This window comes from Stenotrophomonas sp. TEPEL (genome assembly GCF_004348785.1).
GTDB lineage: Bacteria > Pseudomonadota > Gammaproteobacteria > Xanthomonadales > Xanthomonadaceae > Stenotrophomonas > Stenotrophomonas indicatrix.
The window spans coordinates 2,533,046-2,558,299 of record NZ_QQXJ01000001.1 but is presented as its reverse complement, the minus strand read 5'-3'; the positions used below and the strand labels follow the sequence as shown (position 1 = coordinate 2,558,299).

Below are 25,254 nucleotides of genomic sequence, written 5' to 3'. Positions count from 1 at the left end.
CTGGCATGGCCATCGATGGCGATGGCTGCGGCCGAGCCCAATACGCAGGTGCCGTCGGGCAGCCGCTATTACGCGGCCACACCGGTGCCGGACCGCATCGTTGCCTCTCCATCGGTCGACCCCAGCCACGGTTTCGCAGTGGCCTGGCGCACCGATGGCAGCGTGCAGTCGCCGCTGCTGGAAATCGCACGGGCCGACGACTCGCCGGCCATCGAGGGCATCGTCCAGGTGCGCGCGAAGACCCAGGTGCTGCAGACCGAGAACGGCCTGTCGCATCATCACCGCGCCGACATCGATGGTTTGCAGCCGGACACCCTGTATGTCTACCGCGTACAGGGCAATGGCAGCTGGAGCGCGTGGAACCAGCTGCGTACGCTGGCCGCTGCCGACCAGCCGCTGACCCTGCTGTATTTCGGCGATACCCAGAACAAGAACGTCAGCCATGTAAGCCGCGTGGTGCGGGCTGCACAGAAGGCCGCGCCGGAGGCACGGATCAGCCTGTTTGCTGGCGACCTGGTCAGCGGTGGCAACAACATGGACGACAGCGAATGGGGCGAATGGTTTGCCGCCACCAGCTGGCTGGCACAGGAGACGCTGGTAGCGCCGGCGATCGGCAACCACGAGTACTTCGAGGAATTCGAGGACACGCCACAGGAGCGCCGTGTGCTGGGCCGCCATTGGCCGGTGACCTTCGCCCTGCCCGGCAACGGTGCCAGCGCGGCGGCGGGTACCAGCTACTGGTTCGACGCACAGGGCGTGCGCGTGGCCGTGGTCGATGGCACCTCGGCGCTGGATCTCGGTACCGCCAAGGCGCAGGCACAGTGGTTGGACAAGGTGCTGGCCGGCAACCGGCAGCCGTGGACGATCGTGCTGCTGCACCAGCCGTTCTATTCGCCGCGCGAGGGCCGCGAGAATGCTGCCCTGCGCAAGGTGCTGCTGCCGGTGGTGCGCCGTCACAAGGTGGATCTGGTACTGCAGGGGCATGACCATACCTACGGCCGTCGCGGCGAAGGGCAGGCGGCAACACCGCAGTACGTGGTGACGGTGGCTGGACCGAAACAGTACCGCCTGTCGGACGAAGCACGCAGGACGATGGACCCTGTGGGCGAAGACACACAGCTGTTCCAGGTGTTGCGCATCGATCCGCAGCGCCTTCGCTACGAGGCCCGCACGGTGACCGGGCGCCTGTACGACGCCTTCGAGCTGAAGCGCGATGACAATGGCGGCAAGCAACGGGTGGAGCAGCAGGAGGGACGGATCACGCCGCGTGACTGCGCGCGTGCGCAGACCGCCAAGGGCCGCACCGACCGGTGCTGGGAGTGAGGAACGACCGATGAGCACGCGCCCGCGCCTCGTTCCGATGGCCGCCATTGCCGTTGCGCTGCTGCTGGTGGTGGGCGCGGTGGCTGCTGCCGATACCGTACTGCACCCGTTCCTGGCCGCTCAGCCGGAGCAGGTGCCGCAGGAAAGAACGACCGGCGGGTGATCAGGGAAGGCATGATGTAGATCCACGCCATGCGTGGATTGAATCTCTCCGCACACCCCACGCATGGCGTGGCTCTACTGCAGCGTGTCCAGGAACAGCTCTGCTTCATCCGTGCCGCCCATCACTGCGGCGACAGCGCGCAGCGCCGCGTCGCGATGAACCGGACGGATCCCGCCATCATCGTCATCGCTGTACAGATCCTCATCGGCATCTAGGTAAACGCTGCCGGCCGCAGCCAACGCGGCCATCAGGGTCGGCACGTCGGCGGCGAACCCGCCGGCGTCCCAGTGGCCCGCACCATGACGGGCGAACAGTACGCGGCCGTCGTCGATGTCGAGGATGAGGGGATCGGCGCCACGGTCGGCGATCACCAGCCACTGCGCCGGCCAGTCGCTGATCGGTTCGCCATCGTTGCCGTTCCAGCGATAGCCTGCCTGATAGGCCCACAGGCGCTGCAAGGGCGGTATCCACACCTCAAGGCCTGGAATGGTGATGCCGCAGGGGCCTTTTGCAGGATTGAATACCTCGCCGAACGGGCCGACGTGTGCGTAGAATCCGGCCAGCACGTCCGGCAGCGGGAACGGCCCCTGCCACGCGTCGGCGGATTGCGGTTGCAGGGGGCCGAAGCGGGCAAACGTGGCGCGAAGATCATCCATGACGAGGGCCGGGCGGAAGCGGAAGAGCGCGCAGCCTAGCAGAGCCGGTCGCACGCATCGCCTTCACCGTCACTGGCTATCATGGCCGCCCAGCAACTGAGAGGCAGTGCACGTGTCGGTAGCGTTGGTATGGTTCCGTCGGGACCTGCGGTTGCAGGACAATCCGGCGCTGCAGGCGGCGCTGGAAGCGGGTCACGATGTGGTGCCGGTGTACATCCACGCGCCGCACGAAGAGGGCGAGTGGGCGCCGGGCGCGGCCTCCAATGCGTGGCGCCATCGTTCGCTGGCGGCACTTGATGCCGACCTGCGTGCACGGGGTTCATCGCTGGTGCTGTGTGCCGGTGACAGCCTGCCGACCCTGCTGGAGCTGGTGCAGCAGACCGGCGCTGAAGCGGTGTACTGGAACCGCAAGTACGAACCGGCGACGCAACCGCGCGATGCCGCCATCAAACGCACGCTGCGCGAGCAGGGCATCGATGCGCAGAGCTGCAACGGCAGCCTGCTGTTCGAGCCCTGGGACATCGCCACCCAGCAGGGGCAGCCCTACAAGGTATTCACTCCGTACTGGCGCAACGTACTCAGCCACTGGCGCTTGCCCGCCTTGCAGGCCGCACCGGAGACGCTGCCGGCGCATACGGTCGACAGCCTCGCGCTGGATACGCTGCAGCTGGCGCCCACGCTTCACTGGGATACCGGGTTCTGGGAACACTGGCAGCCGGGCGAGACCGGTGCGCTCGAGGCGTTGTCCGTGTTCGAGGATGGTGCGCTGCGCGGCTATCGCGAGCAGCGCGACCTGCCGGATCGGGTCGGTACCTCGCGGCTGTCGCCGCACCTGCATTTCGGCGAAATCGCGCCGTGGCGCATCGCCCACGCGCTGGAAGGCCTGCGCAGTGCCGGTACCGATGCCGATATCGACGGCTACCTGCGCCAGCTTGGCTGGCGTGACTTCGCCCATCACCTGCTGCACCACTTCCCGAAGACGCCGACCGACAACCTCAATCCACGTTTCGATCGCTTCCCGTGGGCCAGCCCCAGTGCCGCCCAGCTGCACCACTGGCAGCGCGGCAATACCGGCGTCCCCATCGTCGATGCTGGCCTGCGCGAGCTCTGGCATACCGGCTACATGCACAACCGGGTGCGGATGATCGTCGCCAGCTACCTGTGCAAACACCTGCGCGCGCATTGGCTGCACGGTGCGCGCTGGTTCTGGGACACGCTGGTGGATGCCGACCTGGCCAACAACACGATGGGCTGGCAGTGGGTGGCCGGCACAGGGGCCGACGCGGCTCCGTATTTCCGCGTGTTCAATCCCGTCACACAGGCCGAGAAGTTCGATCCGCAGGCGCGCTACATCAGCCGCTGGGTGCCGGAGCTGGCGGCGCTGCCGGTGAAAGCGCGGTTCGCGCCATGGCAGCATCCGCTCCTGTTGGCAGAGCTGGCGCCCGGCTACCCGCGCACGCCGCTGGTGGACCTGGCGGCTGGCCGGGATGCTGCTCTGGCCGCCTACCGTCGGTCGGCGGCGGGGTAAAGCGCTGGCTGAGCGGTCCAGACAGCTAGCTGAACACGTCCCTGTCGACCGATCTGATCATCATCCCGACATCGCGTCCGGCTGTTTATCCTCGTTGCCGCCCGCAAGCCGCCGGCCCGACCGGAAACCAAGGAGAACACCATGATCCGCAACACCACCCGCAACGTCGCACTGGCCCTGATGAGTGCGGCCGTCCTGTCGGCCTGCGCCACCGGCGGCTCCTATGTGCAGAGTGACCCGTACGGCAACCCGACCGAGCAGCAGAACCGCACCGGCCGCAACGCCCTGATCGGTACCGCCATCGGCGTGGCCGCCGGCCTGCTGACCGGCGACAGCGCGACCGAACGTCGCCAGCATGCGCTGATCGGTGCCGGTATCGGGGCACTGAGTGGCGCTGCGGTTGGCCAGTACCAGGATCGCCAGGAGCGCGCGCTGCGTGAGCGCACCGCCAACACCGGCATCGACGTCGAGCGGCAGGGCGACAACATCATGCTGAACCTGCCCGATGGCATCACCTTCGACTTCGGCAAGTCGGCACTGAAGCCGCAGTTCTACGGCTCGCTCAATGGCGTTGCCGGCACCCTGCGTGAGTACAACCAGACCATGATCGAAGTGGTCGGCCACACCGACAGCATCGGCAGCGACGCGGTCAACAACCGCCTGTCCAAGGAGCGTGCTGATTCGGTGGCACAGTACCTGATCGGCCAGGGCGTGCAGAGCGTGCGCATCGAAACCCTGGGCGCGGGCAAGGCCTACCCGATCGCTGACAACAGCACCGATGCCGGCCGTGCCAAGAACCGCCGCGTCGAGATCCGCGTGATTCCTCTCAAACAATAACGCGCAGCGTTATTGCTGTTCCGGCGCAGCCGGAACGAAAATGCCGCCCTTGCAGGCGGCATTTTCTGTAGGTGCCGAGCTCGCTCGTCACGCCGATAGCCCATGTGCAGAGCGGTGCCGACCAAGGTCGGCATCTACCGGAGGCGATCCAGGAGCAGGGTACAGGCGGCATCGCTGCAGCTTACGCCGCCGAAGCAGCCACCTTCTCCAGGATCCGCTTGCCGCTGCTCGCCAGCGCCGCTTCTTCCTGCTCCTGCTGCTGCCGCGCCAGCTTCGCACCGGGGCACTGCGCCAGCATGTAGTTGGCATCGAAGTTGAGCTTCTCCACCAGGAAATCGACGAACGCGCGAACCTTCGGCGACACCAGGCGGCCACCGGCGAACACCGCGTTGAAATCCACTTCCGGACCGGTCCAGCCGGCCAGAACGCGGCGTACCATGCCCGACTCGACGAAGGGCTTGGCCATCACGTCGCCGGTCAGCAGCAGGCCTTCGCCACACACCAGCGCGCCATTCAGCGCGGACATGTCGTTGGCCGTCATCAGCGGCGTCACCGGGAAGTCGCGCAGCTCGCCACCATTCTCGCCCAGCTGCCAGGTAAAGCGTGGTGAATTGCCGGTGTGGTACGGCTTGCGCATGGCCAGGATGCGGTGGAACTGCAGCTCTTCCGGATGCAGCGGCTCGCCGTAGCGCTCGATGTAGGCCGGGCTGGCGAACACCTGCGTGCGCAGGCTGCCGAGCTTGCGCGCCACCAGGTTGGAATCGGGCAGGGCACCCACGCGCAGGGCAAGATCGGCCTCACCGGCGATCAGGTCCAGCTTCTCGTTGCCCATGTGCATGTCCAGGCGGATCTCCGGATACTGCGCATGGAACTGGCCCAGCAGCGGTGCGATCCAGGTGATGCCGATCGAATAGGGCACGGTGAAGCGCAACCAGCCGCGTGGACCGGACTGCAGCTGGCTGACCGCGCTTTCAGCTTCTTCAAGCTCGCGCGCGATGCGCTGGCAATGCTCGTGATAGATCGAACCGGCTTCGGTGAGGCCGAGACGGCGCGTGGTCCGGTGCAGCAGGCGCGCACCGAGGCGCGTCTCCAGTTCCTGCACTTTGCGGCTGACCGTGGTCTTGGGCAGGCCGAGCGATTTGGCAGCCGCGATGAAGCTGCCTTGCTCGACCACTTTGACGAAGATCAGCGTCTCGTTGAGATCGTGGGACATGGTCAGGGATCCTGGACGTCGGGGATGGGGTAATCGTGACAGAACGATTGGACCGGGGACGGGATGATTATTCCCCTTAATCAGGACTAATCAAGTAGGGGTTTGAGGTCTATCGTGGCGCCATTCGCTAATTGGAGCCCGTCCGCCATGAGCCTGCGCAACATTCTTGCCCGCTTCCGGATTGCCGGCCAGAACGCCCTGGACCTGGCAATGACCGTTGAATCTCGTCCCAGCTCCTTGGTTAACAAGGACTTTCGGGAGTTTACCGCACCCATGCGTCAGCAGCGTGGCGGTGCCTTGCACCTTGCTTCACACAAGGGTGACCGACTGCGCCGGATCGGGACTATCCCGGATTTGGGAGGAAATGTCCCGTGAATGGGATTCTGACGCCCGAGGTCCTGGTTCTCGGCGGCACCGGTGCCGTGGGACAGGGTGTGGTCGGCGCATTGCTGGAGGCCGGCAGCCCCGTGCTGGTGGTCGGCCGCGATCCCGGCCGCTTGGCGGCGTTGCACGAGCAGTTCGCCGATGAGCCGGGCCTGCAGACGATGCTGGGCTCGCTCAGCGATGACAGTTCGGCACGTGCGCTGGCCGAACGCGTGGCGCAGCGCCCGCGCCCGCTGGCGGCGGTGGTTGCCGCGATGGGCGGCCCGTACAACCGTGGCCGCGTGGTCGAGCGTGGCGGTGACGCCCTGTCGGCAGCACTGCAGGCGGACCTGATGCCGCATGTGCACGCAGTGCACCACCTGCTGCCGCTGCTGCAGGACAACGTGCACGCCCGTCGCTACGTGATGATCGGCAGCCCGGCCGGGCTCAAGCCCTGGGCGGGCTATGGCGAGACCTCGATCACCACCGCCGCGCTGCGCATGTACGCGCAGGTGGTGCACCAGGAAGCGCAGGCCGTAGGCGTACGCGCGCAGATGCTGGAAGTGTGCAGTCCGGTCTGCACGCCGGCCAACGCTGCCAACGCCTGTATTGAATGGCCGAGTTCACTGCTGGTCGGTCGCCGCGTGGTGTCCCTGCTCGACGGGTGCCGCGACAACCGCGCAATCGTCCGTTGCGACAGCAGTGATGCCGAACTGCCACGCGGCCTGCTGCACCTGGAAATACCGCCGTTGTGGCGCGACACCGCAGGCGTTGCTTGACCTCGACTTTGGTTGAGGTCGCAGGATACGCCGCCGAAAGTTGATAGCAATTCTCAAATAGCTGTACCACCCCTCCGTACGGATGCATGCCATGACTTCCCTCAATACCACTCCACATCGTTTCGGCCATCGCATCGCGATGGCTGGCGTGTCGATCCTCGCTGCCGCCGTCCTGGCGGCCTGCAGCGGTGGCCATGCCGAAGAAGCCGGCGCGCCGCCCCCGCCGCAGGTCTCAGCTGCCCCCGTGCTGCTCAAGCAGGTCAGCCAGTGGGATGAATTCAGCGGTCGCGTCGAGGCCGTGCAGAGCGTCGAGCTGCGCCCGCGCGTGTCCGGTTACATCGACAAGGTCAACTACGTTGAAGGCGAAGAAGTGAAGAAGGGCGCCGTCCTGTTCACCATCGATGCCCGCAGCTACCAGGCCGAGTACGACCGCGCCAACGCCGAACTGGCCCGTGCGCGTACCCAGGCGGTGCTGGCCCGCAGCGAGTCCGAGCGTGCCAAGCGCCTGGCCGAACAGCAGGCGATTTCCACCGAGACCGCCGAACAGCGTCGTGCGGCCGCCGACCAGTCCGGTGCGGCGGTGCAGGCTGCGCAGGCCGCGGTGGATGCCGCCCGCCTCAACCTGGAGTTCACCAAGGTGCGTGCGCCGATCGACGGCCGTGCCGGCCGGGCGATGGTCACCGCCGGCAACCTGGTGACCGCCGGCGACAGCGCCAGCGTGCTGACCACGCTGGTCTCGCTGGATACGGTGTTCGTGTACTTCGATGCCGACGAAAGCACCTTCCTGCGCTACGCGCAGATGGCACGCAAGGGCGAGCGCCCGAGCGAGCGCGACAGCGAGCTGCCGGTGAAGATCGGCTTGTCCGGTGAAGAAGGCTACCCGCACTCGGGCAAGGTCGACTTCCTCGACAACCAGGTGACCCGCAGCACCGGCACCATCCGCGTCCGCGCGCTGCTGGACAACGCCGATCGCCAGTTCACCCCGGGCCTGTTCGCCCGCGTGCAGCTGCTCGGCAGCGGCCAGTTCCAGGCCATGCTGATCGACGACAAGGCCGTGCTGACCGACCAGGACCGCAAGTACGTCTATGTGGTCGACAAGGATGGCAAGGCCCAGCGCCGTGACATCCGCCTCGGCCGCACCGCCGAAGGCCTGCGCATCGTCGAGCAGGGCCTGGCCGCCGGTGACAAGGTGATCATCGATGGCGTGCAGAAGGTCTTCATGCCCGGTATGCCGGTGCAGGCGAAGGCGGTGGCGATGCAGCCCGCCGCTGCGCCGGCGCCGGGTCGCGATGCAACTGCCGCACTGAACCACTGATCCGCCGGCTCCTGATCCGCGTCCCCGCTTAGCTGCCGGTGCCAGCGGCAGCCGTCACTGCCTTCGCCAGATCGGCGAGGGGCAGGGCGGCTGTTGCCCGCCGACGGCCTTTTCCAGGAATTCTTCCATGGACTTTTCCCGTTTCTTCATCGACAGGCCGATCTTCGCGGCGGTGCTGTCGATCGTGATCTTCGCCGCAGGCCTGATCTCGATTCCGATGCTGCCCATCGGTGAGTACCCCGAAGTGGTGCCGCCGTCGGTGGTCGTACGCACGGTCTACCCGGGCGCCAACCCGAAGGTGATCGCTGAAACCGTGGCCACCCCGCTGGAGGAGGCCATCAACGGCGTTGAGGGCATGATCTACCTCAAGTCGGTGGCCGGTTCCGACGGCGTGCTGCAGATGACCATCACCTTCCGCCCGGGCACCGACCCGGACGAAGCGGCGGTGAAGGTACAGAACCGCGTTGCCCAGGCCCAGGCGCGACTGCCCGAGGACGTGCGCCGGCAAGGCGTGACCACCCAGAAGCAGTCGCCCACCTTCCTGATGGTGGTGCACCTGACCTCGCCCAACGGCAAGTACGACACCCTGTACCTGCGCAACTACGCCCGCCTGCACGTCAAGGATGCGCTGGCACGTATCCAGGGCGTCGGCGATGCACAGATCTTCGGCGGTGGTGATTACGCCATGCGCGCCTGGCTGGACCCGGACAAGGTGGCCGCGCGCGGCCTGACCGCCAGCGACGTGGTGCGTGCCATGCGCGAACAGAACGTGCAGGTCTCGGCCGGCCAGCTCGGCGCCGAGCCGATGCCCAACAGCCAGTTCCTGACCCTGATCAATGCCCAGGGCCGCCTGCGCAGCGAGCAGGAGTTCGGCGACATCGTGCTCAAGAGCGGCACCGACGGTGAAGTGGTGCGGCTGGCGGACGTGGCCCGTGTCGAACTGGGTGCCGGTGACTACACGCTGCGCTCGCAGCTGGACGGCAAGAACGCGGTGGGTATCGGTATCTTCCAGGCCCCCGGCGCCAATGCGTTGGAGATCCGCGATGCGGTGATGGCCAGCATGGACGAGATGCAGAAGACCATGCCGGCCGACGTGAAGTACGAAGCGGTGTATGACACCACCATCTTCGTGCGCGACTCGATCAAGGCCGTGGTCTCCACCCTGCTGGAAGCCATCGCGCTGGTGGTGCTGGTGGTGATCCTGTTCCTGCAGACCTGGCGTGCGTCGATCATCCCGCTCATCGCGGTGCCGGTGTCGATCGTCGGTACGTTCGGCGCGCTGTACCTGCTGGGCTTCTCGATCAACACGCTGAGCCTGTTCGGCCTGGTGCTGGCGATCGGCATCGTGGTCGATGACGCGATCGTGGTGGTGGAAAACGTTGAGCGCAACATCGAAGAGGGCCTGACCCCGCTGGCCGCTGCGCATCAGGCAATGCGCGAAGTGTCCGGGCCGATCATCGCCATCGCGCTGGTGCTGTGTGCGGTGTTCGTGCCGATGGCGTTCCTGTCCGGCGTCACCGGTCAGTTCTACAAGCAGTTCGCGGTCACCATCGCCATCTCCACGGTGATCTCGGCGATCAACTCGCTGACCCTGTCGCCGGCCCTTGCAGCTCGTCTGCTGAAGCCGCATGGCGCGCCGAAGGATGCTCCGACCCGCATCATCGACCGACTGTTCGGCTGGGTGTTCCGTCCGTTCAACCGCTTCTTCAAGTCCAGCTCGGAAAAGTACGAGCGTGGCGTGTCGAAGATCCTCGGTCGTCGTGGTGCGGTGTTCGTGGTGTATGCGGTGCTGCTGGTGGGTACCGGCTTCATCTTCAAGCTGGTGCCGCCGGGCTTCATTCCGACCCAGGACAAGCTCTACCTGATCGCCGGTGTGAAGCTGCCGGAGGGTTCGTCGATCGCGCGTACCGATGAAATGCTGCGCAAGGTCGCCAAGATCGCCCAGGAAACCGACGGTGTAGCTCACACCATTTCGTTCCCGGGCCTGAATGCCCTGCAGTTCACCAACACGCCCAACACCGGTGTTGCGTTCATTCCGCTCAAGCCGTTCAGCGAGCGCCATGGCCGCACCGCGGCGCAGATCAATGCGGAGATCAACCAGAAGATCGCAGGCCTGCAGGAAGGGTTCGCCTTCGCCATGATGCCGCCGCCGATCCTCGGCCTCGGTAACGGCAACGGCTACCAGATGTTCATCCAGGACCGTGGCAACCTCGGCTATGGCGCATTGCAGAACGCGGTGCAGTCGATGCAGGGCGCGGTCGCGCAGACCCCGGGCATGGCCTTCCCGATCACCAGCTACCAGGCCAATGTGCCGCAGCTGGATGCCGAGGTGGACCGTGTCAAGGCGAAGGCCCAAGGCGTACAGCTGACCGAGTTGTTCGACACGCTGCAGACCTACCTGGGTTCGGCCTACGTCAACGACTTCAACCAGTTCGGACGTACCTGGCAGGTGATCGCACAGGCCGATGGCCAGTTCCGTGACAGCGTCGAGGACATCGGCAAGCTGCGGACCCGCAACGACCGCGGCGAGATGGTGCCGATCGGCTCGATGGTCACCGTCAAGGAAACCTACGGTCCGGACCCGGTGCTGCGCTTCAACGGCTACCCGGCCGCTGACCTGGCCGGTGAAGCCGACCCGCGTGTGCTGTCCTCGGCCGAAGCGATGAACAACCTCACCGCCATCGCCGCCAAGGTGCTGCCGGTGGGCATGGCGACCGAATGGACCGACCTGAGCTACCAGCAGGCGACCCAGGGCAAGGCGGCCTTCATCGTGTTCCCGGTGGCGATCATGCTGGCCTTCCTGGTGCTGGCCGCGCTGTACGAAAGCTGGTCGCTGCCGCTGGCGGTGATCCTGATCGTGCCGATGACCCTGCTGTCCGCGCTGTTCGGCGTGTGGATGACCGGCGGCGACAACAACGTGTTCGTGCAGGTTGGCCTGGTGGTGCTGATGGGCCTGGCGTGCAAGAACGCGATCCTGATCGTCGAGTTCGCCAGAGAGCTGGAAATGGGCGGCAAGGGCATCGTCGAAGCGGCACTGGAAGCCTGCCGCCTGCGTCTGCGCCCGATCGTGATGACCTCCATCGCCTTCATCGCCGGCACCGTGCCGCTGGTGCTGTCGCATGGCGCTGGCGCCGAAGTGCGCTCGGTGACAGGCATCACCGTGTTCGCCGGCATGCTGGGCGTGACCCTGTTCGGCCTGTTCCTGACCCCGGTGTTCTACGTGGCACTGCGCAAGTTCGTCACCCGCAACGGTGGTGGCCAGCTGGTGCAGCACGGCGAGCCCACCATCCACCACTGACATGGAAAACAGCGGCGCCGGCAACCACCGGCGCCCGCTTCCCCCTACCAAGGCAATGAATCCATGAACACCCATCAGAACAAGATCGCGCTGGTCACCGGCGCAACCCGCGGCATCGGCCTGGAAACCGTGCGCCAGCTGGCACAGGCCGGCGTGCACACGCTGCTGGCCGGGCGCAAGCGCGAAACCGCAGTGGAACTGGCGTTGAAGCTGCAGGCCGAGGGCCTGCCGGTGGAAGCGCTGCAGCTGGACGTCAATGATGGCGCCAGCATCGCCGAGGCGGTCGAGCAGGTGCGCCAGCGCCACGGTCGCCTGGACATCCTGGTCAACAACGCCGGCATCATGATCGAGAACCCGGCGCAACTGCCGTCGGAGCAGTCGCTGGACACCTGGCGTCGCACGTTCGAGACCAACGTGTATGCCCTGGTGGCGGTGACCCAGGCCTTCCTGCCGCTGATCAAGCAGGCCAAGGCCGGCCGCATCGTCAACGTCTCCAGCATGCTCGGCTCGCAGACCCTGCATGCCGATCCGACCTCGGGCATCTACGACTTCAAGATCCCGGCCTACAACGCGTCCAAGGCCGCGGTGAACAGCTGGACCCTGGCCCTGGCCCATGAACTGCGCAGTACGCCGATCAAGGTCAACACCGTGCACCCCGGCTACGTGAAAACCGATATGAACGGTGGCAACGGCGAGATCGAAATCGCCGAGGGCGCGCGTTCCAGCGTGCAGATGGCACTGATCGGCGAGTCCGGCGCCAGCGGCAGCTTCACCTACCTGGGCGAGGTGCTGCCATGGTGATCCGCACCCTGGCGATGGCCGTCTCCAGCCTGGTGCTGGCGGGCTGTGTCAGCGTCGGCCCCAACTACAAGGCACCGGTGCAGGAGCCCGTCGTCCTGCAGGGTGCACAGCAGCCGGTCTTCAGCACCGCCTCGCCGGTGGCCAGCTGGTGGGCGCAGTTCGATGACCCGGTGCTTGAAGAACTGGTGCACGGCGCGCTGTTGGACAACCTGGACCTGCGCGTGGCTGTCGCCCGCGTCAGCCAGGCCCGTGCCGTGTTCGTCGAGAGCCGCTTCGATCAGGCGCCGCACGTTACCGCTGGCGGCAGCTACGACCGCCGCAAGCAACCCGATCCGCAGCTGGGTGGGCAGCGGGTGTTCAGTGAAAGCTACCAGCTCGGCTTCGATGCGGGCTGGGAGCTGGATCTGTTCGGCCGCAAGCGCCGTGCTGCAGAGGCCGCGCGTGCCGACCTGGACGCCGAGCAGGCCAACCTTGCCGACGCGCAGGTGCTGATCGCTGCCGAAGTGGCACGCAACTACTTCGAACTGCGTGGCACCCAGAAGCGCATCGCGGTGGCCCAGCGCACCCTGGTCAACCTGCGCGATACGCAGCGTCTGACCGAGGCGCGCTGGGAACTGGGTGCCGGCAGCGAGCTGGACGTGCAGAGCAGCCGCGCACGGTTGAAGGCCATCGAGGCCGACATCCCGCTGCTGGAAGTGGCTGAGACGCAGTCGCGCAACCGGTTGGCTGTCCTGCTTGGCCAGCGTCCGGAAGTGTTGACCGCCATGCTGGCACCGCACGAAGTGCCGGCGTTTGCCAAGGCACTGCCGCTGGGTGATACCCGCGAACTGCTGCGCCAGCGTGCCGACGTGCGCGTGGCCGAGCGTCGCCTGGCCGCCGCCACCGCGCGTGTCGGCGTGGCCACGGCCGATCTGTTCCCGCGGCTGTCGCTGTCCGGTTTCGTCGGCTTCCTCGGTGGCGATGCCAGTGGCCTGGTCAACGGCAACAACAAGGCCTGGTCGCTGACCCCGTCGTTGAGCTGGGCGGCATTCGACTTCGGTACGGTCAAGGCACGCCTGCGTGCCAGCAAGGCCGAGGCCGAGGGCGTGGCCGCGCAGTACGAACAGGCGGTGCTGCTGGCGCTGGAGGACACCGAAAACGCGTTGACCCGGTACTCCAAGCAGCAGGCACGGCTGGCCATCGTGGTCGAGCAGGCGCAGGCGGCGCGGCGTGCCGAATCGCTGGCGCAGATCCGCTACCGCGAAGGGTCGGAGGACTTCCTGACCCTGCTGGACGCGCAGCGCACGCAGCTGGTGGCCGATGATGCACTGGCGGCCGCCGAATCAGAGGTCAATGTCAGTGTCGTGGGTGTGTACAAGGCACTCGGTGGCTGGGGTCAGTCACCGCAGGCGCCGAGCGTGGCGCAGGCGCGCTGATCGACCGGGGACGGAAGCAGCTGCTTCCGTCCCTTTTTTCATCATGGCCAGTGGTTGGCCGGTGCATCGAGATCACGCATGCGCACGATGCAGAATCGATGACCGGTGGGCGCTTCCATCACCCACCAGCGTTTGACGAAACCGACCCGGCGGGCACCGAGTTTTTCCAGCCTTTCGGCTTCGGCGTCGATGTCGTCGCTTTCGATATCCAGATGCACCCGCGACGGGTGATCGACCCGCTGCACCTCCACGTTCAATCCCGCCGGCGCGCCTGTCAGATCGGCATACTCTGCGTCGCCTTCAGCACGGGCGGGCTCGGCCTGCAGGCCCAGCGCTGCGGCCCAGAAGCGCGCGCTGTCTGCGGCGGGCGTGTCCTGGCAATCGATGATGAACCCGGCCAGTCGGCTGCGATGGGTCATGCGTTGTCTCCGCTCAACGAGGATGCTGGCAGGGTAGCGCGTGGGCCGCCGTGGACGTTCTCGCCGCTGTGACGTTTCTGACTCTGCCGGAAGTGCCGCCCGCCGTGTAACTAGTGGGGAAAACCACGGGAGGACAGGACATGAGCGAACAGAAGCCATCGGCGCAACGGACGCTGCTCGGTGATCCCGGCCTGCCGGGGGCCGGGCTGTCGGTCCTCGTGGTGGTGTTGCTGGTACTGGCAGCGATGGCCGCGGTGATCGGCTTCGTGCGCCTGCCCGATTCAATGCTGGGTGTTGGCCTTGTCGGCATTGCGGTGTTCCTTGCCGTCGGCGCACGCATCTGCCAAGCGCGCGATCAGCATCAGGCGTTGTACCGCCTGTTGGGCAAGCGACCATCGCCGTAGCGAGGGTCGCCGCATTGCTCAGTGTTTCGGCCAGTCCAGCTCAACCACCAGCGGGAAGTGGTCGGAGGGCAGTACGCCGTCGATGCGGCGGTCATCGGTGAGGAAGCTGCGCGCGTGGAAGCCACGTACCAGCACCCAGTCCAGCTCGGCGGTCGCCGTTCCTGTGAAGTTGTGGAAGGTCAGGCGCGGCCCCTGCGGTGTTTTGACCTGGGTGCGTGTGTCCTGCAGAACCCGGGTGAAGGCCTGGTAGGTGCCGCCGCCGGGCTCGCTGTTGAAATCACCGGTCAGCACCACCGGTAGATCGGAAGGCAGCGCGGCCACGCGCGTGGCGATCAGTTCGGCACCCTTGATCCGCCGCGGTTCGTCCTCGTCGCGGTAGGGCAGGTGAGTGTTCATGAAGTAGAAGCGACGGCCATCATCCAGGCGACGGAACACTGCCCAGGTGACCATGCGCGGGAACAGGTTGCCCCAGCTGATGCTGCCTGCGACCTCGGGTGTATCGGACAGCCAGAAGTTACCGGACTGCTCCACTGCCAGCACCTTGCTGTCGTAGAAAACGCCCATGTGCTCGTCGCCGCTGCCGCCGCGTCGGCCTTCGCCGAACCAGCGATAGTCGGGCAGATGCTCGGCGAGGTAATTGGCCTGCTCCAGCACCAGCTCCTGGGTGCCGATCACCGCCGGATGCGCCTGCTGGATCACCTTGACCATGGCATCGCGGCGGTCTTCCCAGCGCTTGCCAGGGTCGGTGTCGGCAGGCGTGCGCACGTTGAATGACATGACCTTCAACGGTGCGGGTGAGGCTGCCCAGGTGACGGCGGGCAGTGCAAAAGCCAGGAGTGCGCAGAGCGCGGACGTGCGGAAGCGAGACAACATCGTGGAATCCCTCCATTCCATGAAAGCGGTTTCATGGAGGATGCCATGGAAGACACGGGCAGCGGTATGCCGGGATGGGCGGCTGCAAGGGCCGGGCGGACGGCGTGCGACCGCCCGGCTGATACCACTGGTCGATCAGGGGTCGTACATCATCCCGTTCCCGTCGCGGTTGTAGTGGTCGCTGGCCACGCGGGTGCCAGCGTCATGGACCACGTAAAGACGTGCAACGCTGGTGGACGCCGAGGCCGGCCCGCAAGGGCACGCACTCTTCCTGCAGGCCGACCTCTTCGGCGGCATTTGCCGGTGCCACAGGCGCCACACCTGCAGCAGCACACAGGTGCGGTCCTGTGTAGCGCGCAACCTACGCTGGCAGGAAGTGCCGGTCCTCTCAGCGACCGGCCAACGCATCCAGCAGGGTGCGCGCAGCCAGCTTGCCCAGCGCATTGCCCGCCAGCGGGCTGTCGCCGGTCAACAGCAGGCGGTCCTGCATCACGCTGCCATCGATGCCCTCGTTGACGATCTGCACGCCCTGCTGGGCCAGGCGCTCACCGAAGAACCACGGCAGTTGACCCGGCATGTAGCCGATATCCGGGGTCTGCCGGTCCATCGCATCGGGGAAGGCGCAGATCCGATGCCCGCGGAACAATGAACCGCCACCGGCTTCATCCACGCCGGCTGCCAGCAGCGCGGCAGGGCCGTGGCAGAGGGTGATGATGTGACGTTGATTGTCCACCGCCCACTGCAGGGTGGTCTTCACCGCGCGGCTTTCCGGCAGGCCGATCAACGCACCGTGACCGCCGGGAATGAACACCGCGGCATAGTCCGAACCGGCATCGAGTGCCCTCGCCACCTCGTCCAGGTGCAGAGGCTGGCGGAAGCGGGCTGCGTAGCGTTCGTACAGGTCGCCGATCTCGCGGTCTTCGCGTGGGAACGCCCACCATTCAAACTTCACCGGGTTGCCCGACAGGGTGGCCACGTCGATGCCGAAACCGGCCTTGTGCAGGTGATACATCGGCAGCAGCGTCTCCACCGGATGGTTGCCGGTCGAGAACAGGTGGCCGTTGGCGGTCGGCAGATAACGTTCGTCGGCGGCGATCATCAGCACTTTCCAGCGTCCGTCACGACGGGCATCGGGATAGTCCGCGCCGGACAGATCGGTGGTTGCCGAAGTGAACTGCGACAGCGAGTAGGGCGACGGGAAAAACGCATCCCGCTCGGCCGGATCGGGACTGGGCTGACGGCTGGGCTCTGACGTGTTCATGCGGACCTCCTGCGGAAGAGAGTGGTCACCTTAGCCAGAGCGATGCGTACGCACGATGAGGGATGTCCCCCCAATGCGATTAGGCAGGGTGTGCTTGCTGAACCCGCTGGTAGGCGTCGTCCAGCATCGCCAGGAAAGCCTGTCGCTGCGCGGCATCAAGCACCACCGCGCGTTCGAACGCATCCACGCTCGCACTCCAGTCGGCCAGTGTGTCGTCGTTGTAGAGGGCCTGATGCCGTTCCCATGCTCCGCCTGCCTTCAGGTACAGCCACTTGTCGAACAGGTGCAGCGGGCTGCCGTTGTCCAGCTGCAGGGGGCGGGTGGTCCTGGTGTGGGCCAGCACGCTGCGCAGCGCAGGTGAATCGTGAAGCTGGCCTGCCCAGACGTGGTTGCCAAGATGTTGCTCGGCAAAGCGCAGGATCGCCTGGTGATCATCCTCCAACCCGGCATCGTAGAGTGCCTGCGGCAGCCGCAGGTGCCGGCGATCGAACAGCCACTTCAGTACCAGCGTTGCCGCCTGCGGGGTGGTGTTGTGTTCATTGCCAGGGTCGAAATCATGATGGCCGATGAACTCGCGGTCCTCATGCAGATTGAGCTGGATGGTGTCCACGCGCTGCCTGCGCTTGCAGAACCAGAGCTTGATGTCGACGTCCCCGGTAAGCGGCTTTTCAAAGTAGGCGGTGTCGCCGAATTCTTCCAACCGGCCGTTGAAGTACGCCAGGCAGTCCTGGAGTGTGGCTGATGGCTGCACGTATCCGTCCCAGAAGCCTTCGGGCTTTGGCGGATTACCCTTGGGCCGGCGACTGAACAGGGTGGCGGACTTGAAGTGGCTCAGCAGGCTGCCACGCGCTCCGACGGTGGGCGGATAGAAGCGATCATTGATGATGTCGAAGGCAAAGTAGAACTCCATGTCGTGGAGCTTGTCCTTGACCGATTTCTGCCCTTGGTTCGCGCTGATCGTGGTCGGGGTCTTGCCGATACCGTGCTGCGCGAACCATGCCTGCAGATGCGCATCCGAGCCCTTGCTGCCGAGCAGCTCGACCAGTGTTGAGATATGCATTCCATTGCCTCGTTGTTGTCGGTGGCCCGGACGGGAAAGCGCGGGCCATGGTTGCTGCAAGTCGTGCGCTACTTCGCCGGCAGAGGATGAGCCTCCATGTCCTCATGCAGGATGCGACGGAGTTCGACGATGGCCGGCGTGGCTTCCTGCACGCTGTGACCGGACACGATCACTTTTTCCGAGACGGCCTTCGGCAGGTGCGAGCTCCAGTAGGGAACCAGTCCATCGTCGGTCTTTTCCAGCGGACCTTCGGCCTGGGTCCGCGCGATGATCGAGTGGTAACGCACCTTCGGCGATATCGGCAGATCGGCCACGGCCTTGACGAAGGCGTCGTCCTTGTCCAGGTTCTGGATGCTGTTCATCTGGTAGCCGTGCTTGTCATCGTTGCGCTCGACCTTGCCGTCGTTTGCCAATGTCGCGACATCCTCCAGCACCGTCAGCGGCAGGCGCACGAAGCGGCCGAGCCAGCGCCCCAGGCGCGTGCCGGCAACATCGGTGCCGCGATGGGGGGTAGCGATGAACACCACCCGTGAAATTTCCGGTTCCGGCTGGAAGGTCAGCACCGGCGCGCCCTTCGTACGCAGCAGTTCGCGCTGCGCCGGGGTCATCTGCGCGGTCGCCAGCAGGGTATCGACCAGATGGTCGCCGGAGGAGGACACCGTCAGCCGCGAAATCACCCCGCCCATGCTGTGCGCGACCACCACCATGTCGCGCGATGCCAGCGCCTTGCCGGTTGGGTCGAAGTGCTGCAGTGTCTCATGCAGGATCCGCCGGATCTCATCGTGGCTGAGGGCGATCGGCATGTTGGTCGGGTAGTAGAACTGCCAGATCTGGAAGTCGCCGCGGATCTCATCGTCACGCATCAGCTCGTTGGCCACGTTGACCCACGCCTCCGGGCTGCTGGCCAGGCCATGGATCATCAGCAGCACGCGGCGGTCCGGATCATACGGCTGCATCATGAACAGATGCGGCTTGTCGATGCCGCCCTTGCCGCCGAACAGCGTACGCAGCGATTGCCGGCTGAAGTTGGAGCGGGCCAGCCACAGCGCGTAACCGGCGGTGAAGTTCGCCGCCAGTGGCACCTGCTCGCCGTGCAGTTCCACCACCGCCACCTGGTAGGGATCGTGGATCTCCAGTTCCGGCTCGTCGTCGTGCAGCACTTCCCACAGGTTGTTGCCGGAGAAACGCAGCAGCACGGTCATCGACGGCGACGGCATCTCGCTCCAGTCGCGCTCGGCCGTCGTTGCGGTACCAGCGGCGGCGGCCGCCGGCCCGGTGCTGGCCGGGTCGGCCATCACCGCCACCAGTTCGGCGCCGAAGCCATCGCGGCGATGCACGCTGCGCAAGGTGCCGGTGAAGGACATCGATGCGGCCGGTACCAGTTCGATCGGCTCGCGCGTGTCCGCTGCCGGGCCATCGTCGGCAGGCGCGAGTACGAAGGTCCAGCGACCCAACTGGAACCGCCCGTTGTCGTTGCGCACCTGCTTGCTCGAATAGGCCTCGAACAGCATCACGGCTGATTCCTGCACGGCCAGGTTGTAGTAGTCGCGCACCTGGGTCTGGCGGTCTTCGAAACCACGCTGGTTGGCGGTGCGTTCGGTGAAGAACAGATACGCGTAGGACTGCCGCGCGATCTGCATCCACGCATCCAGGCGCGGCTGGAAGGTCGGGTCAGGCGGGGCCGTCGCGGCCTTGCTGCGGGCCACCGACGCCGACTCGCGCTTCGGCGCCGGCATCGTCATCGCGTACTGCACCCACAGTTCGGCCAGCGCCGAGCGCTTGTCTTCCTCGCGCACGACGATGCTGCCCTCCATCGCCTCGATGCAGGGCAGGCCGGGCTTGGCACAGGCGCCCTCGTCCAGGCCGGCCACGCGCAGGGTCTCCATGGTGGCCGCGCTGAGCTTGCCGCTGGTGAGAATGTCGCCGCGCTTGAGCGCGATGTACTGACCCGGAGTGACCGTGCCCACCTGCACCGATGGGCCGAACTGGCGCAGCGTCGCGCATCCGCTCAGGGCGAGCAGGGCAACGAGGATGAAGGTGGTGCGGATGACGCCGATGCCTGTTCTTTCCATGTGGACTCCCTGCGCTGGCGCCACTCTAGCGGCAGGCGTGTCAACGCGGAAGCAGGCCTGCGGCAGCGCCGGACCGTGCCCGGCGAACCCCGCCTGTCAGCCGGTCTCCCCGCAGATCATCCCTCTATCAGGCAGGTCACCGCAGCCGAATAACCTTCGTATTCGTCACCGGCACCCACATGCAGCGTGTGCGTGGCATCAATCTTTTTGAGGTAGGAAGGCGCTTCGGTCTCGGCCGCGTCATTGACCGTCGTCACTCCCCAGGATCGGGCCAAACGCTGGTGATCAACGCCCTGCAGATACACGTGCAGGCTCTTGTAGGGCTTGGAAATGCTCACATCCGCGCTGGCTACGGTGCCTCCGAACAGCGCTACCGGCTTGCCCTTGGGCTCGAACACGCTGCCGGGGTCGCGGCTCAGGCCGGCGGCATGGAATGCCTGCTCCACCTGCGCTTCAGTGAAATCGGAACCCGCCTTGCAGGCCAGCAGAGTTTCCAGCGCGGTGGTGCTGGTTGCCGGAGGTGCGGCAACAGCGGCGGTTGTCAAGGCCAGGCCCAGCATCAGGGCGACAAGGGGCTTGTTCATTGCAGATCCTTCTGTATGTCGCGGAGCAGCGTAGGCGCCGGCACCAAGTCCGGGAAGACAGGCTGAAGTGTGGGGCAGGGCAGCGTTGTCGGCTAGGCCCCCTCGCTGGGCTGCCAAGGGATTCCCCGATCAAGGGCATCCAAGGCCAGTTGCGCCCACTGGCGGACCTCTTCCAACGGATGCTGCAGCTCAGCCCGCAGGGTCGGGCTGACCGTGCTGTCGCCTGATTCGCCGAGCAGTTCCAGCAGCTTTCCGCGCGAGTAACCATCATCCACCGCCGGCAGCCGGGCAAGCAGGTGGGGCACCGCAATGGCCGCGGCCGGGCGGGGACCCCAGTAGGCGTCTTCATAGGTTGCCGGATCCTGATCCAGGATCTGGTCGAGCCAAGAGACAACGTCGATTCTGTCGAGATCCATGGCGGCCCCTCCCGTAGCCAAGGATTACACCATCTGCACGCCAGAGGCGTCGGTTTCCACTGTGATCATTTCCACCAGTGCCCATAGGCCGGTGAACAGCACGCCGATCAAGAGCCAGCCCAACAACAGCGTGATCAGTAGTTGGCAGACCGCGCGTCCGTGGTAACCGGCGTAGAAGTTGTGGACGCCGAAAATGCCCAGGAACAGGGCGAGCAGGATGTAGATGGCCCGGTTCCTGGCGATAGGCGCAGATTGCGATACCGGTGCCGCATAGACAGCGTCGATTGGCTGCTGAGTGGCCGGTGGGGCAGCTGCATCGCAGGTCGGGCAGATCGCCGTATCGCTGCGTGCCTTGCAGTTGCATTCGGAGCTGTTCATCAACGCCACGGTGCTTCTCCTTGTCGAGGCAGCGGTTCTGGACCTGATGCGGCCAACAAAAAAGCCAGACCCCAATCGACGGGAGATCTGGCTTTTCGTGCCCCGAAGGGCGGTACAAATGGTGGAGGTGGGCGGAATTGAACCGCCGTCCGAAGGCACTCCATCCCCAGCACTACATGCTTAGCTCACCGTTGAATCTCATCCCCGAGCAGCACGGTGTGCAAAGCGCACCCGGGAACCAGCCTGTTGTGTTCTTGTGCCGGACTGACAGGCAGCCGCCCAGCGCGATTCCATGATAATGACTCTACGCTGCGAGCATGGACACAAGCAGTTTCGAGGCTCCGCCTAAGTCGGCAGAAGGTCACGCACCGCAGTTTTTAGGCTGCGAGAGCGACCGGAGCGTAGTTGTCGTCGTTGGCAACTAGAGTTTTGCAGCTGGATTTACGAGGAAAGCTACCCCCTCGGCATGCGCCAGGCGACTTCACAACCCCCGTCGAAACCAATGCACCCCCGGTTTCTTCAAGTTCTGCAAGGTGCGAGGCCTGTTCCGTGTCGCCACGATCAGTACCTGCCTAACACCGCACATGCTACGCCAAAAACCCTGAACAGTCACCCGGCTCGCCCAACCGTCGTCACGCCAATCCGCAACATGTTGTAGAGCTTCCGTCATAGCGGATTGCTAACGTCGTGGGCACGAATTTGCGACACACTGGCTAGGACCATTCCAGCCAGAACAGATACGGAGGACGGCCGGTGACCGAAGCAATGCAACAACGCAGCCTGCGTCAGCTGGTTGGCCCGGTAGGGGCCGATTACCAGCGGCGGGCACTGCCGCCCGGCTGGGTCTGGGCGGTGCTGGCGGTGTTGTTGGCTGCAACCTGGGCAACCGGGTTGCCGGCCACGGCCGCAGCCGCGCTGATTTCCAGTGCGGTGGTGGTGCATTGGCCTCGGCGTGGCCGCTTCCACTGGCTGGGCTGGCGGTTGCCGGCCCTGGCGGTACTGGCCGCACTCCTGTGGGGTCCGGATGTGCTGTCACAGTGGTTCGAACATGGCCTGGCCCTGACCCTGATGTCGGTGGCCAGTCTCAGTATTGGCGTGCACGTGTGGCAGTCGCGGCAACTGGCGCGGCAGCTGCAGGCCTCCGCCGACGCGCTGGACGACGCCCAGTTGCTGGCCCTGCTGCCCGTCGACGCCGCGCGGCTGGCGCAGCAGTGGCGTGCCGGTGATGATCGCCATGCTCCGGAGCTGTCGGTGGTGATGCATCTGGCAGTGATGCACGCGGCGCTGTCACCGCGTCTGCGCGGGCAGGGCCTGCTGGCGGGTTGAGTCGTTGCCCGTAACGGTGGGCGATGCCCCGCGCTGGGGCAGTCTGGCGCAGTTCTTCGGAAGCAGACGGGCGTGCCGTGGGCTAAAGGCCTGGCAGCACCTTGCGCAGATAGATCCGCTCGTGGCCCGGCGGGCAGTCGGGGAGCCGCCCGAACACTTCATAGCCCTGTTGCAGGTAGAAGTGTTCGGCCTGCCAGTCGAAGGTGTCTAGCATCACCCCGCGCGCACCAAGGTCACGGGCCTGGGTCTCGGCATCCGCCAACAGGCGCTGGCCGATGCCACGCCCGCGAAGTTCCGGGTCGACCCACAGGACGTGCACCTGCAGCCAACCTGCGCAGACATCGGCAAGCAGTCCGCCGCGCAGTTGACCTTGTTCATCGCGCCAGGCCAGCCGGACCGGCACGTCTTCGAAGTCGAAACCGCTGCTGGCGCGGTTGAACGCAGACAACCGCGCGCACAGCTCGCGCGCGTCTTCAGCATTGGCGACCGCAGGTGTGCCGGCGCGCTCCATCAGGCGTCGCGGTTGCCGCGACGCATCACCCGCTGCTTCTCGATCGCCCAGTCACGATCCTTGGCGGCATCGCGCTTGTCGTGGGTCTGCTTGCCCTTGGCCAGCGCCACTTCCAGCTTGATCTTGTTCTTGCTCCAGTACATGGCGGTGGGCACGATCGTGTAGCCATCACGCTCGACCTTGCCGACCAGCTTGTCGATCTCGCTCCGGTGCAGCAGCAGCTTGCGCTCGCGCCGGTCGTTGGCCACCACGTGGGTGGAGGCCTGGATCAGCGGGGTGATCTGCGCGCCGATCAGGAAGATCTCGCCGTCCTTCACATAGGCGTAGGCGTCGACGATGTTGCCGCGGCCAGCGCGGATCGACTTCACTTCCCAGCCCTGCAGGGCCAGGCCGGCTTCGAAGCGGTCTTCGATGTGGTACTCGTGACGGGCACGCTTGTTCAACGCGATGGTCTTGTTGGCCGTCGCGCTCTTTGCTTTATCCTTGCCGGTGTTCTTGCTCATTTCCGTATTGTCTCCGATTCGGGCCCGCCCGGTCGATTGCCGAAGCGTCCTGTATTCATGCCTACTATCCGCCGCAGTGCCCTGGTCGAACATTCGGCCGCGCGCATGTTCGATCTGGTCAACGACGTCCAGGCCTATCCGCGCCGCTTCCGCTGGTGCTCCGACGCCCGCATCGTCGAGCAGGGCGAAGACCGGCTGGTCGCTCGCCTGGACCTGGGCCTGGGTTCATTCAGTACCTGGTTCCAGACCGAAAACACCCTGCATCGCCCGCACAGCATCGACATGCAGCTGCGCGAGGGGCCGTTCAAGCAACTGCACGGCCGCTGGGAGTTCCATGCCCTGGCTGAAGATGCCTGCAAGGTCACCCTCACCCTGGACTTCGAGCCGAGTTCACGCCTGCTGGGTCCGGCGCTGGCCATCGGCTTCCAGGGATTGGCCGATCGCATGGTCAACGATTTCGTCCGCGTCGCCGACGAGGACTGAACGATGATCGAGGTCGAGGTCGTGCTGGCCTGGCCACAACGGGTGCTGTCGCGCCGGTTGCAGCTGGACGAAGGGGCGACCGTGGCTGATGCGATAGCAACGGCCGGGCTCGAAGGCAGTGCCGACTGTCCGGCCGCCGCAGTGCATGGCGTACTGGCGCGACCGCAGCAGGTGCTGCTGGATGGCGATCGCGTCGAGCTGCTGCGCGTGCTGCAGGCCGACCCCAAGGACAACCGCCGGCGTCGCGCCCGCGGCAAGTGATCCCCAGGCCCGTCCCGGAGGACGGGCAGGGTGGCTCAGCGGCCGCCCTTCTTCTTCTTGTCCTTCGGCAGATTGCGGCCGAACTGGCGCACGGTCTGCTGGGCAAGGGCCTTGTCGTTGGCCGGGAAGTAATCGCCTTCCCAACGGGTGACCACATCATTTTCGAAGTACACGACGAAATTCTTCACGTCGGTACGGCCCAGGCGGTTCACGCGCTCGGTCGAGGTGTAGTCCCAGCGCTGGGCGTGGAACGGGTCCGGCACCGAGGGGGTGCCCAGCAGGGCGTTGACCTGCTGCTTGCTCTGCCCGACCTGCAGCTTGGCCACGGCATCTTCCCGGATCAGGTTGCCCTGGTAGATGGGTTGCTTGTAGATGATGCCGCACCCGGTGGTGGACAAGGCAACGGCGGCGACCAACAGGAGATTGCGCATCGGGACTGGCGGTTGGGGAAATCGATCCGATGATACACTCCCGGCGTGCCACCGCGACCCAATCCGAGGCAGCTGGCGCTAAATCGCCAATGAACGGAGACCTATGGAAACCCACGACCTGCGTAAAGTCGGCCTGAAGGTGACCCATCCGCGGATGCGGATCCTGGCGCTGCTCGAGCAGCGTAATGCCCAGAACCACCAGCACCACATGACCGCCGAGGACATCTACCGCCAGCTGCTGGAGCATGGCGACGAGATTGGCCTGGCCACGGTGTACCGGGTGCTGACCCAGTTCGAGGCTGCCGGCCTCGTGCTCAAGCACAATTTCGAAGGCGGCCAGGCCGTCTACGAACTCGACCGCGGCGGCCACCACGACCACATGGTCGATGTGGACACCGGCAAGATCATCGAGTTCGAAAGCACCGAGATCGAAGACCTGCAGCGCAAGATCGCGGCCGACCACGGCTACGAGCTGGAAGAGCACTCGCTGGTGCTGTACGTGCGCAGGAAGCGCAAGTAAGCCCCGCAGCCAGTTGATTGCGACGAAACCCCGGGCATGCCCGGGGTTTTTGCTTTATGGC

General features: G+C 65.6%; 27 protein-coding genes, 1 other RNA gene and 1 pseudogene. 15 read left to right on the top strand and 14 right to left on the bottom strand.

Going from position 1 to position 25,254, the window contains the following annotated elements:
* Positions 1–15 precede the first annotated feature (15 nt).
* Complete coding sequence (locus tag TEP_RS11520) at positions 16–1,323, top strand: metallophosphoesterase family protein (protein WP_132826520.1); 1,308 nt, start codon at positions 16–18, stop codon at positions 1,321–1,323.
* A 10-nt stretch (positions 1,324–1,333) separates the two neighbouring features.
* Positions 1,334–1,468, top strand: a pseudogene (locus tag TEP_RS11515) (inorganic diphosphatase); the annotation flags it as partial.
* A 92-nt stretch (positions 1,469–1,560) separates the two neighbouring features.
* Here the strand turns inward: TEP_RS11515 and TEP_RS11510 are convergent.
* Complete coding sequence (locus TEP_RS11510; protein WP_132825372.1) at positions 1,561–2,142, bottom strand: hypothetical protein; 582 nt, start codon at positions 2,140–2,142, stop codon at positions 1,561–1,563.
* A 112-nt stretch (positions 2,143–2,254) separates the two neighbouring features.
* Between TEP_RS11510 and TEP_RS11505 the strand changes: the two genes are divergently transcribed.
* Both TEP_RS11505 and TEP_RS11500 read left to right on the top strand, forming a co-directional pair.
* Entirely contained in the window at positions 2,255–3,670 is a 1,416-nt protein-coding gene (locus TEP_RS11505) for a deoxyribodipyrimidine photo-lyase (protein ID WP_132825371.1), read from the top strand.
* Between the two features lie 141 nt (positions 3,671–3,811).
* Positions 3,812–4,507, top strand: coding sequence for an OmpA family protein (locus tag TEP_RS11500; RefSeq protein ID WP_049470452.1), 696 nt, complete (start codon positions 3,812–3,814; stop codon positions 4,505–4,507).
* Between the two features lie 181 nt (positions 4,508–4,688).
* Here TEP_RS11500 and TEP_RS11495 read toward each other — a convergent pair whose 3' ends face one another.
* Entirely contained in the window at positions 4,689–5,720 is a 1,032-nt protein-coding gene (locus TEP_RS11495; RefSeq protein ID WP_025878839.1) for a LysR family transcriptional regulator, read from the bottom strand.
* A 147-nt stretch (positions 5,721–5,867) separates the two neighbouring features.
* Between TEP_RS11495 and TEP_RS11490 the strand changes: the two genes are divergently transcribed.
* From TEP_RS11490 to TEP_RS11465, 6 genes are all read left to right on the top strand, one after another.
* Positions 5,868–6,095 (top strand): hypothetical protein, encoded by a 228-nt coding sequence (locus tag TEP_RS11490; protein ID WP_025878840.1) that lies wholly within the window; start codon positions 5,868–5,870, stop codon positions 6,093–6,095.
* Entirely contained in the window at positions 6,092–6,862 is a 771-nt protein-coding gene (locus TEP_RS11485; RefSeq protein ID WP_025878841.1) for an SDR family NAD(P)-dependent oxidoreductase, read from the top strand. The genes TEP_RS11490 and TEP_RS11485 overlap by 4 nt, the downstream gene beginning before the upstream one ends.
* Positions 6,863–6,953: 91 nt before the next feature.
* Complete coding sequence (locus TEP_RS11480) at positions 6,954–8,177, top strand: efflux RND transporter periplasmic adaptor subunit (protein ID WP_132825370.1); 1,224 nt, start codon at positions 6,954–6,956, stop codon at positions 8,175–8,177.
* 127 nt (positions 8,178–8,304) lie between these two features.
* Positions 8,305–11,475, top strand: coding sequence for a multidrug efflux RND transporter permease subunit (locus TEP_RS11475; RefSeq protein WP_025878843.1), 3,171 nt, complete (start codon positions 8,305–8,307; stop codon positions 11,473–11,475).
* A gap of 63 nt (positions 11,476–11,538) precedes the next feature.
* Positions 11,539–12,276: an SDR family oxidoreductase gene (locus TEP_RS11470; protein ID WP_132825369.1), complete on the top strand. Its 738-nt coding sequence runs from the start codon at positions 11,539–11,541 to the stop codon at positions 12,274–12,276.
* Positions 12,270–13,691: an efflux transporter outer membrane subunit gene (locus TEP_RS11465; RefSeq protein ID WP_132825368.1), complete on the top strand. Its 1,422-nt coding sequence runs from the start codon at positions 12,270–12,272 to the stop codon at positions 13,689–13,691. Before TEP_RS11470 ends, TEP_RS11465 begins: the two co-directional genes overlap by 7 nt.
* Before the next feature lie 41 nt (positions 13,692–13,732).
* Here the strand turns inward: TEP_RS11465 and TEP_RS11460 are convergent, their stop codons facing one another.
* Positions 13,733–14,110, bottom strand: coding sequence for a VOC family protein (locus tag TEP_RS11460; RefSeq protein WP_132825367.1), 378 nt, complete (start codon positions 14,108–14,110; stop codon positions 13,733–13,735).
* 140 nt (positions 14,111–14,250) lie between these two features.
* Here TEP_RS11460 and TEP_RS11455 point away from each other — a divergent pair, with 140 nt between their 5' ends.
* The gene (locus TEP_RS11455) at positions 14,251–14,514 is read left to right on the top strand and encodes a hypothetical protein (protein WP_132825366.1); all 264 of its coding nucleotides are present in this window, start codon (positions 14,251–14,253) and stop codon (positions 14,512–14,514) included.
* A gap of 18 nt (positions 14,515–14,532) precedes the next feature.
* On the opposite strand, the gene TEP_RS11450 is transcribed toward TEP_RS11455, so the two are convergent.
* From TEP_RS11450 to ssrA, 8 genes are all read right to left on the bottom strand, one after another.
* Entirely contained in the window at positions 14,533–15,387 is an 855-nt protein-coding gene (locus TEP_RS11450; RefSeq protein ID WP_132825365.1) for an endonuclease/exonuclease/phosphatase family protein, read from the bottom strand.
* A 388-nt stretch (positions 15,388–15,775) separates the two neighbouring features.
* Entirely contained in the window at positions 15,776–16,648 is an 873-nt protein-coding gene (gene hchA, locus TEP_RS11440) for a glyoxalase III HchA (RefSeq protein WP_132825364.1), read from the bottom strand.
* Positions 16,649–16,727: 79 nt separating this feature from the next.
* The gene (locus TEP_RS11435) at positions 16,728–17,708 is read right to left on the bottom strand and encodes a hypothetical protein (RefSeq protein ID WP_132825363.1); all 981 of its coding nucleotides are present in this window, start codon (positions 17,706–17,708) and stop codon (positions 16,728–16,730) included.
* Between the two features lie 68 nt (positions 17,709–17,776).
* A complete protein-coding gene (locus tag TEP_RS11430) occupies positions 17,777–19,780 on the bottom strand; it encodes an alpha/beta fold hydrolase (RefSeq protein WP_132825362.1) in 2,004 nt (667 codons plus the stop codon).
* Between the two features lie 116 nt (positions 19,781–19,896).
* Complete coding sequence (locus TEP_RS11425; protein WP_132825361.1) at positions 19,897–20,364, bottom strand: hypothetical protein; 468 nt, start codon at positions 20,362–20,364, stop codon at positions 19,897–19,899.
* 92 nt (positions 20,365–20,456) lie between these two features.
* Entirely contained in the window at positions 20,457–20,780 is a 324-nt protein-coding gene (locus TEP_RS11420) for a HEAT repeat domain-containing protein (RefSeq protein ID WP_132825360.1), read from the bottom strand.
* 24 nt (positions 20,781–20,804) lie between these two features.
* The gene (locus TEP_RS11415) at positions 20,805–21,158 is read right to left on the bottom strand and encodes a TM2 domain-containing protein (protein ID WP_025878857.1); all 354 of its coding nucleotides are present in this window, start codon (positions 21,156–21,158) and stop codon (positions 20,805–20,807) included.
* A gap of 119 nt (positions 21,159–21,277) precedes the next feature.
* Positions 21,278–21,670: a transfer-messenger RNA gene (gene ssrA, locus TEP_RS11410) on the bottom strand.
* Between the two features lie 241 nt (positions 21,671–21,911).
* On the opposite strand from ssrA, the gene TEP_RS11405 reads away from it, so the two are divergent.
* Complete coding sequence (locus TEP_RS11405) at positions 21,912–22,484, top strand: hypothetical protein (RefSeq protein ID WP_132825359.1); 573 nt, start codon at positions 21,912–21,914, stop codon at positions 22,482–22,484.
* A gap of 82 nt (positions 22,485–22,566) precedes the next feature.
* Here TEP_RS11405 and TEP_RS11400 read toward each other — a convergent pair whose 3' ends face one another.
* The gene (locus TEP_RS11400) at positions 22,567–22,995 is read right to left on the bottom strand and encodes a GNAT family N-acetyltransferase (protein WP_132825358.1); all 429 of its coding nucleotides are present in this window, start codon (positions 22,993–22,995) and stop codon (positions 22,567–22,569) included.
* Positions 22,995–23,498: an SsrA-binding protein SmpB gene (gene smpB, locus TEP_RS11395; RefSeq protein WP_025878861.1), complete on the bottom strand. Its 504-nt coding sequence runs from the start codon at positions 23,496–23,498 to the stop codon at positions 22,995–22,997. The genes TEP_RS11400 and smpB overlap by 1 nt, the downstream gene beginning before the upstream one ends.
* 57 nt (positions 23,499–23,555) lie before the next feature.
* Here smpB and TEP_RS11390 point away from each other — a divergent pair, with 57 nt between their 5' ends.
* Together TEP_RS11390 and TEP_RS11385 are read left to right on the top strand one after the other, a co-directional pair.
* Positions 23,556–23,981, top strand: coding sequence for a type II toxin-antitoxin system RatA family toxin (locus TEP_RS11390; RefSeq protein WP_049468448.1), 426 nt, complete (start codon positions 23,556–23,558; stop codon positions 23,979–23,981).
* Positions 23,982–23,984: 3 nt separating this feature from the next.
* The gene (locus TEP_RS11385; RefSeq protein WP_132825357.1) at positions 23,985–24,242 is read left to right on the top strand and encodes an RnfH family protein; all 258 of its coding nucleotides are present in this window, start codon (positions 23,985–23,987) and stop codon (positions 24,240–24,242) included.
* Positions 24,243–24,277: 35 nt separating this feature from the next.
* Here the strand turns inward: TEP_RS11385 and bamE are convergent, their stop codons facing one another.
* On the bottom strand, positions 24,278–24,673 hold the full coding sequence (gene bamE / locus TEP_RS11380; RefSeq protein ID WP_049468453.1) for an outer membrane protein assembly factor BamE: 396 nt from the start codon (positions 24,671–24,673) through the stop codon (positions 24,278–24,280).
* A gap of 103 nt (positions 24,674–24,776) precedes the next feature.
* Between bamE and fur the strand changes: the two genes are divergently transcribed.
* Entirely contained in the window at positions 24,777–25,193 is a 417-nt protein-coding gene (gene fur, locus TEP_RS11375; RefSeq protein WP_132825356.1) for a ferric iron uptake transcriptional regulator, read from the top strand.
* Positions 25,194–25,254 lie beyond the last annotated feature (61 nt).

Bases quoted from the DNA above. Each gene is read 5' to 3' on its own strand.
- smpB (WP_025878861.1), bottom strand. From the start codon at position 23,498: ATGAGCAAGAACACCGGCAAGGATAAAGCAAAGAGCGCGACGGCCAAC.
- TEP_RS11385 (WP_132825357.1), top strand. From the start codon at position 23,985: ATGATCGAGGTCGAGGTCGTGCTGGCCTGGCCACAACGGGTGCTGTCG.
- TEP_RS11430 (WP_132825362.1), bottom strand. From the start codon at position 19,780: ATGGAAAGAACAGGCATCGGCGTCATCCGCACCACCTTCATCCTCGTT.
- TEP_RS11460 (WP_132825367.1), bottom strand. From the start codon at position 14,110: ATGACCCATCGCAGCCGACTGGCCGGGTTCATCATCGATTGCCAGGAC.
- TEP_RS11465 (WP_132825368.1), top strand. From the start codon at position 12,270: ATGGTGATCCGCACCCTGGCGATGGCCGTCTCCAGCCTGGTGCTGGCG.
- TEP_RS11520 (WP_132826520.1), top strand. From the start codon at position 16: ATGGCGATGGCTGCGGCCGAGCCCAATACGCAGGTGCCGTCGGGCAGC.
- TEP_RS11475 (WP_025878843.1), top strand. From the start codon at position 8,305: ATGGACTTTTCCCGTTTCTTCATCGACAGGCCGATCTTCGCGGCGGTG.
- bamE (WP_049468453.1), bottom strand. From the start codon at position 24,673: ATGCGCAATCTCCTGTTGGTCGCCGCCGTTGCCTTGTCCACCACCGGG.
- TEP_RS11510 (WP_132825372.1), bottom strand. From the start codon at position 2,142: ATGGATGATCTTCGCGCCACGTTTGCCCGCTTCGGCCCCCTGCAACCG.
- TEP_RS11500 (WP_049470452.1), top strand. From the start codon at position 3,812: ATGATCCGCAACACCACCCGCAACGTCGCACTGGCCCTGATGAGTGCG.
- TEP_RS11470 (WP_132825369.1), top strand. From the start codon at position 11,539: ATGAACACCCATCAGAACAAGATCGCGCTGGTCACCGGCGCAACCCGC.
- hchA (WP_132825364.1), bottom strand. From the start codon at position 16,648: ATGAACACGTCAGAGCCCAGCCGTCAGCCCAGTCCCGATCCGGCCGAG.
- TEP_RS11480 (WP_132825370.1), top strand. From the start codon at position 6,954: ATGACTTCCCTCAATACCACTCCACATCGTTTCGGCCATCGCATCGCG.
- TEP_RS11390 (WP_049468448.1), top strand. From the start codon at position 23,556: ATGCCTACTATCCGCCGCAGTGCCCTGGTCGAACATTCGGCCGCGCGC.
- TEP_RS11450 (WP_132825365.1), bottom strand. From the start codon at position 15,387: ATGTTGTCTCGCTTCCGCACGTCCGCGCTCTGCGCACTCCTGGCTTTT.
- TEP_RS11495 (WP_025878839.1), bottom strand. From the start codon at position 5,720: ATGTCCCACGATCTCAACGAGACGCTGATCTTCGTCAAAGTGGTCGAG.
- TEP_RS11420 (WP_132825360.1), bottom strand. From the start codon at position 20,780: ATGGATCTCGACAGAATCGACGTTGTCTCTTGGCTCGACCAGATCCTG.
- TEP_RS11415 (WP_025878857.1), bottom strand. From the start codon at position 21,158: ATGAACAGCTCCGAATGCAACTGCAAGGCACGCAGCGATACGGCGATC.
- fur (WP_132825356.1), top strand. From the start codon at position 24,777: ATGGAAACCCACGACCTGCGTAAAGTCGGCCTGAAGGTGACCCATCCG.
- TEP_RS11400 (WP_132825358.1), bottom strand. From the start codon at position 22,995: ATGGAGCGCGCCGGCACACCTGCGGTCGCCAATGCTGAAGACGCGCGC.
- TEP_RS11490 (WP_025878840.1), top strand. From the start codon at position 5,868: ATGAGCCTGCGCAACATTCTTGCCCGCTTCCGGATTGCCGGCCAGAAC.
- TEP_RS11425 (WP_132825361.1), bottom strand. From the start codon at position 20,364: ATGAACAAGCCCCTTGTCGCCCTGATGCTGGGCCTGGCCTTGACAACC.
- TEP_RS11455 (WP_132825366.1), top strand. From the start codon at position 14,251: ATGAGCGAACAGAAGCCATCGGCGCAACGGACGCTGCTCGGTGATCCC.
- TEP_RS11435 (WP_132825363.1), bottom strand. From the start codon at position 17,708: ATGCATATCTCAACACTGGTCGAGCTGCTCGGCAGCAAGGGCTCGGAT.